The organism is Syntrophorhabdaceae bacterium, assembly GCA_028713955.1.
Classification (GTDB): Bacteria; Desulfobacterota; Syntrophorhabdia; order Syntrophorhabdales; family Syntrophorhabdaceae; genus UBA5609.
Genome location: JAQTNJ010000222.1, coordinates 1 through 5226, shown reverse-complemented (window position 1 = coordinate 5226; position 5226 = coordinate 1). Strand labels below are relative to the sequence as shown.

The 5226-nt window shown below is 49.3% G+C and carries 6 protein-coding genes; 3 read left to right on the top strand and 3 right to left on the bottom strand.

The window, feature by feature from the left end; translation table 11 throughout:
* Together PHU49_14265 and PHU49_14260 are read left to right on the top strand one after the other, a co-directional pair.
* On the top strand, positions 1–1710 hold a 1710-nt coding region (locus PHU49_14265), incomplete at its 5' end, for an NAD(P)H-dependent oxidoreductase subunit E (GenBank protein ID MDD5245169.1).
* A gap of 39 nt (positions 1711–1749) precedes the next feature.
* Entirely contained in the window at positions 1750–2568 is an 819-nt protein-coding gene (locus tag PHU49_14260) for a formate/nitrite transporter family protein (protein MDD5245168.1), read from the top strand.
* Positions 2569–2636: 68 nt separating this feature from the next.
* Here the strand turns inward: PHU49_14260 and PHU49_14255 are convergent, their stop codons facing one another.
* The 3 genes from PHU49_14255 to hypA all read right to left on the bottom strand — a co-directional run bounded on the left by PHU49_14255 (position 2637) and on the right by hypA (position 4363).
* Positions 2637–3074: a CBS domain-containing protein gene (locus tag PHU49_14255; GenBank protein MDD5245167.1), complete on the bottom strand. Its 438-nt coding sequence runs from the start codon at positions 3072–3074 to the stop codon at positions 2637–2639.
* Between the two features lie 153 nt (positions 3075–3227).
* Positions 3228–3950 (bottom strand): P-loop NTPase, encoded by a 723-nt coding sequence (locus tag PHU49_14250; GenBank protein ID MDD5245166.1) that lies wholly within the window; start codon positions 3948–3950, stop codon positions 3228–3230.
* Positions 3950–4363, bottom strand: a complete 414-nt coding sequence (gene hypA / locus PHU49_14245; protein ID MDD5245165.1) for a hydrogenase nickel incorporation protein HypA — start codon at positions 4361–4363, stop codon at positions 3950–3952. Before hypA ends, PHU49_14250 begins: the two co-directional genes overlap by 1 nt.
* 145 nt (positions 4364–4508) lie before the next feature.
* On the opposite strand from hypA, the gene PHU49_14240 reads away from it, so the two are divergent.
* The coding region (locus tag PHU49_14240) for a TRC40/GET3/ArsA family transport-energizing ATPase (GenBank protein ID MDD5245164.1) at positions 4509–5226 on the top strand (718 nt) is incomplete at its 3' end.

Below are 5226 nucleotides of genomic sequence, written 5' to 3'. Positions count from 1 at the left end.
ATAGATACGCTTACAGAGGTTGCGGAACTGACCAACATCCCCAGGAGTGCTATCGGAGGTTTTGTCGGATTCTATACGATGTTCAAGACAAACCCGCGGGCGCCCTTTATCGTTCGTGTCTGTAAATCAGGACCCTGTCATGTGATGGGTGCACGGACAATCTTTGACCATATCGAAAAATATCTGGGGATAAAACCCGGCGAAGCAACGTCTGACGGATTGTTTTACCTCGAAAAGTGTGAATGCCTCGGTGTCTGCTCCGTTGCCCCTGCAATGATGATCAACTACGATATCCACGGCAATCTCACCCAGAAAAAAATAAAGGAGATCTTTGACGGCTACCGGTCCAAAAAGCCCATCTTCGGTGAAGAATGCGGCCCCGAGGTAGAGGGGAAGGCATGCATTATCAATGACAACCGTCAGACGAAAAGACTTCTCGAAAAGGTCGGGAAGATAGATCCCCTGAATAATAATAGCTACGTTGAAAACGGCGGTTCCAGGGCGATCAAGAAGGCGATCAGGGAATACACATCCGAAGAGGTTATCAATATCATAAAAGATTCCGGTCTGAGAGGAAGAGGGGGTGCAGGTTTTCCCACAGGTCTTAAATTGTCCTTCATGCCAAAGGGCGGTATACAAAAATATATTATTTGTAATGCCGATGAAGGAGAGCCGGGCACCTATAAAGACAGGATACTCATGGAAGAGAACCCTTGCATGATCCTTGAGGGGATGCTCATATGCGCGTATGCGACAGGCGCAACCGTTGGTTACATCTATGTGAGGGGGGAGTTCAGGCGTGCAATTGAACGGCTTCAAAAGGCGATAGATCAGGCCCGGGAAAGACGCATGCTGGGAAAACACATCGCAGGCCCTACCCTTAATTTCGATGTCTTCATCAAGGAAGGCGGCGGCGCTTACGTGTGCGGCGAAGAATCATCGCTGATCAACTCAATGGAAGGAAGAAGGGGCTATCCGAGGTTCAGGCCGCCGTTCCCGGCAGGTTCCGGCTTCATGAATTTGCCGTCAAACGTCAACAACGTTGAGACATATGCGTCAATACCGATGATAATCGAGCACGGCGCTGACTGGTATAGGTCTGTTGGAACGGAGAAATGTCCGGGAACGAAGCTCTACTGTCTGTCAGGCAAGATGAAAAGGGTCGGGCTCGTTGAACTCCCCATGGGAACAACTCTCCGCGAGATCATCGATGTCTATGGGAAAGGGATCAGGAAAGGCAAGTCCTTTAAGTTTGCACAGGTTGGAGGCACTGCAGGCGGGATTCTGGGAAGCGACCTCCTCGACCTTCCCCTCGATATAGACCATACAATGCAGGCCGGTGTCACACTCGGTTCCGGTGTTGTCCTTGTCTGTGATGAGGATACCTGTGCCGTTGATTTTCTCCTCAATATCCTCAGTTTCTTTGAACACGAGTCATGCGGTCAATGTGTTCCCTGCAGGGTTGGGACATCGCACCTCCATTACCTTGCAAAGAAATTTGCCATGAGGGAAGCGGTCCCAAAAGATATAGATGCGATGATAGACAAGGCTCAATTGATGAAAAAGGCTTCACTGTGTGCCCTTGGGCAATCACCTGTATTACCGATAACCACGATTCTGAAATATTTCAGGGACGAGTTTGTGCGGCACTGCGATCCCGGCTACACGTGCCCTGAATGTGACAGGACCATAAAGAGGTTTTACAGGTAGGCATAGATAACTATATTTTAATAATTACAAGGAGGAACAATGTCCCATAAACCAGTAGAAGTTGTTCAATTGGCAGGAGACGCAGGTAAGTACAAGGCAAACCTGACACCAGGCAACTACCTTGTCAGGGCATTCATGGCAGGGCTTTTTATCGCCGTCGGAGGGGCGCTTGCTACGGTCTGCTCGACGGGGACAACGGTGCCGGGCATCAAGTCACTTATCGCAGGCACAGTTTTCCCTGTAGGCTTGATCGCGATAGTTCTCACCGGCATGTCACTTTTTACCGGCGATACGATGCTTATCCCCATGGCCGTTTTCCAGAAAAAGACCACCTGGGGAAGAGTGCTTAATGCATGGTGCTGGGTCTACATCGGAAACTTTATCGGATCTATTTTCTGGGCATACCTGATGTCAGTCGGGCCATTCAGTAAGGGAGGCGGCCCGGAACTTACCGCTTTCGGACAGAATGCGATAGCCATCGCTGAAGCGAAGGTACTCCCATATATGGCGAATGGCTCTGCCGGATTATGGTCCGCATTCATGAAGGCAATAGGGTGTAACCTCCTGGTGAACTTAGCCATTTTACTTGCCATTTCATCGAAAAACATGATCGGCAAATTCTTCGGCATCTGGTTCCCCATTATGGCATTCGTTTCCTCCGGATTTGAGCACAGCGTTGCCAACATGTATTTTATCCCTACGGGTATCATACTGGGTGCAAACGTCACCTGGGGTCAGTTCATCGGTTGGAACCTCATCCCGGTTACGATCGGCAATATCATCGGGGGATTTATCTTCATCGGGGCAGTATATTACTGGTCTTTCAAGAAAGAGCTTTCTTCCATGTCACCTACGTAACGGCGATACGTTGATACAAAAAACCCCGGCTTGAACAAAGCCGGGGTTTTTATTTGCCATGACCGGGTTTATATGTATTTGCCGGAGATATAATCGCTTAACTGCTCGATGAGCTTCTCCTGCTCGGAAATAAGCGACTTCACGACATCACCGACAGAGACGATCCCGACAAACTTATCTTTATCGAACACAGGCAGGTGCCGAATGTGTTTGCCGGTGATGAGCACCATGCATTCCTCGACGGTATTTTCCGGTTTGACGCTGAACATGTTGGATGTCATGATCTCTTTTACGAGCGTATCTTTTGATGCCTTCCCTTTCAGAATGACCTTCCTTGCATAATCGCGCTCAGAGATAATGCCAACCACTTTCCCTGCATCCATGACCATTAAGGCGCCGATCTCTTTTTCGCCCATAATTTTGAGGGCATCGAATACGGTTGCCGTGGGCGCCACAAACCAGAGCTCGCTCTTTTTCGATTTCAACATGTCCTTAACTGTTTTCATCTATTTCCTCCATCCGGGAAAATTATAACACTTGTGAGCACTAATCGGTGTTTTCTATACATGAAAGAATACACGAAAACAGGTTTTGTTTGCAAGAACAATCTTGTCGTAATTATGCCCGGCAATATCCGTTATTTTTCGTCGCAGAGGTTGTTACTTCAGGGGGTGATATGAAGATAGCTGCTTCGCAAACTTCGTCTGTAACAGTTTGTCAACGTTGCCAATGGCATGTTCAAGGGTGCTGTCGAAATCGATTGACCCGAGCGACGTGACCTGCCTGCCGGCGGCCTTGTCGGCCACACCCGTATATTGCCGTGTCGTCAGCATGTTTTCAATAAGGCCCAGGACCGGAAGATGAAGTTCCTGTAAAACAGCAAGTTCTCTTTTTGCTACCTCTATGGCAAGCCTTGACGGGGTAGTTACGAGGATAAATTCCATTCGCCTGATAAGCCGTATCACATCGAGAGTTGTGTCTGCCATGCCGGGCGGCATATCGATGATGAGAAAATCCAGTTCACCCCAGAGGGTTACTGCAAGGAGTTCAATGATGGCGTTGGAGATCTCTTTGCCCCGCAGTGGTGCCGGGTTGTTACCGGTAAAATAGATGATCGACATGAACCGGATACCGCTCACATCCGGCGGTATGAGCCCCTTGTCCTCTTCCGGGAAGAGACCTTCAACGCCGAGTATGATGTGAGCGGATGGTCCCCCGAAATCAAGGTCTAAAAGGCCTGTCCTGTACCCATTTTTTGCGAGCGTAAGGGCCAGGACTGATGCAACAGAGCTCTTGCCGGTCCCCCCTTTACCACCGGATACGGCGATGATCCTCTTTATATCCTGAAGCCGTTTATCTATAATATGCAGCCTCGGGTCCATCAGCGCTCGCCCTCTATGGTCTTTATCCAGACCCCCCGCCCTTTTACGATCTCGAAGTCAGGACTCGAACATTCAGGACACCGGATATACACATGGGCGATCTCGGGGATGAAGTGTATGGCCTCTGCTTCATCTTCTCCCAGCCTGCAGCCTGCGTCACCAAAGCTCCAGATTTTACCGCAGACCTCGCAGCGGAGGATATTTTTTTCAATTGCAATCCTGATGGCTTTGCTTTCCAGAGAAAGCTCGTAGGTCTTCATAACGTTTTCGAGGGCGAACCGGAATATTTCGAGGTCAATCTGTTGCAACTCACCGACCATCACATCCACCTTTGTGACCTTGCGTATGTTATTCAACCTGATTTCGTCAACAACGGTGGTGATGACCGATTCCGCAAGCGCCCACTCATGCATGGTATACTCCTGATAGAGAATCTGTGCGAAATATATAGCAGATAAAGACCTGATTGGGAATACAAAAATATCCGGCGGCTGTCAGACGATCTACCCAGTGATTTTCCCCGCCTGAAGTGGTATCATAATATCAGGGAATATCGATATGGGACTTGTTCATGTAGCTGACGCTCCCGCGAAGCTTATTATGGTAGGGGGCAAGGGCGGTGTAGGCAAAACAACCTGCGCATCCGCTATTGCCCTGAACATTGCCATGGAAGGGAAGAAGGTCCTTATCATTTCCAGCGATCCGACACCTTCATTGTCAGACATCTTTGATACCGCTGTTGGAGATCAGGAAAGGAGGGTACATGATCAATATGAACTGTACGGTCTTGAGGTCTCCTCCGAGATCGTTCTTAAACGGTGGAAGGACAGGTTTGGCCCGGAGATCTACGAGGTGGTCTCCTCCTTTGCCAGTGTCGATTACGATTTCGTCGATTACATCGGAACAGCGCCGGGCATAGAAGAGGAATACATGCTGAATTTCATCATGGAGCTCGTCGAGGGTAATACCTACGATGTTGTTGTATGGGACACGGCTCCTGCAGGACATACGCTGAGACTTTTAAAGCTGCCCGAGCTTTTTCTCGCCCACATGGAGGCAGCAACGAAGTTTTATATGAACATCTACAGCCATTTTGAAAAACTGAAGAACACGCTGAAGCTCAGTGATGCAAAGAGGACGTTACTGGAGATCATCGCAAGCTGGGAGGCTCTGGCAGAGCGCATCGTAGCCTTCATACGGAACAGGGAGGCGGTGAAGTATCTTGTAGTGACCATACCGGAGGCCCTCGGTGTGAGATTGACGGAGAGGATGATAA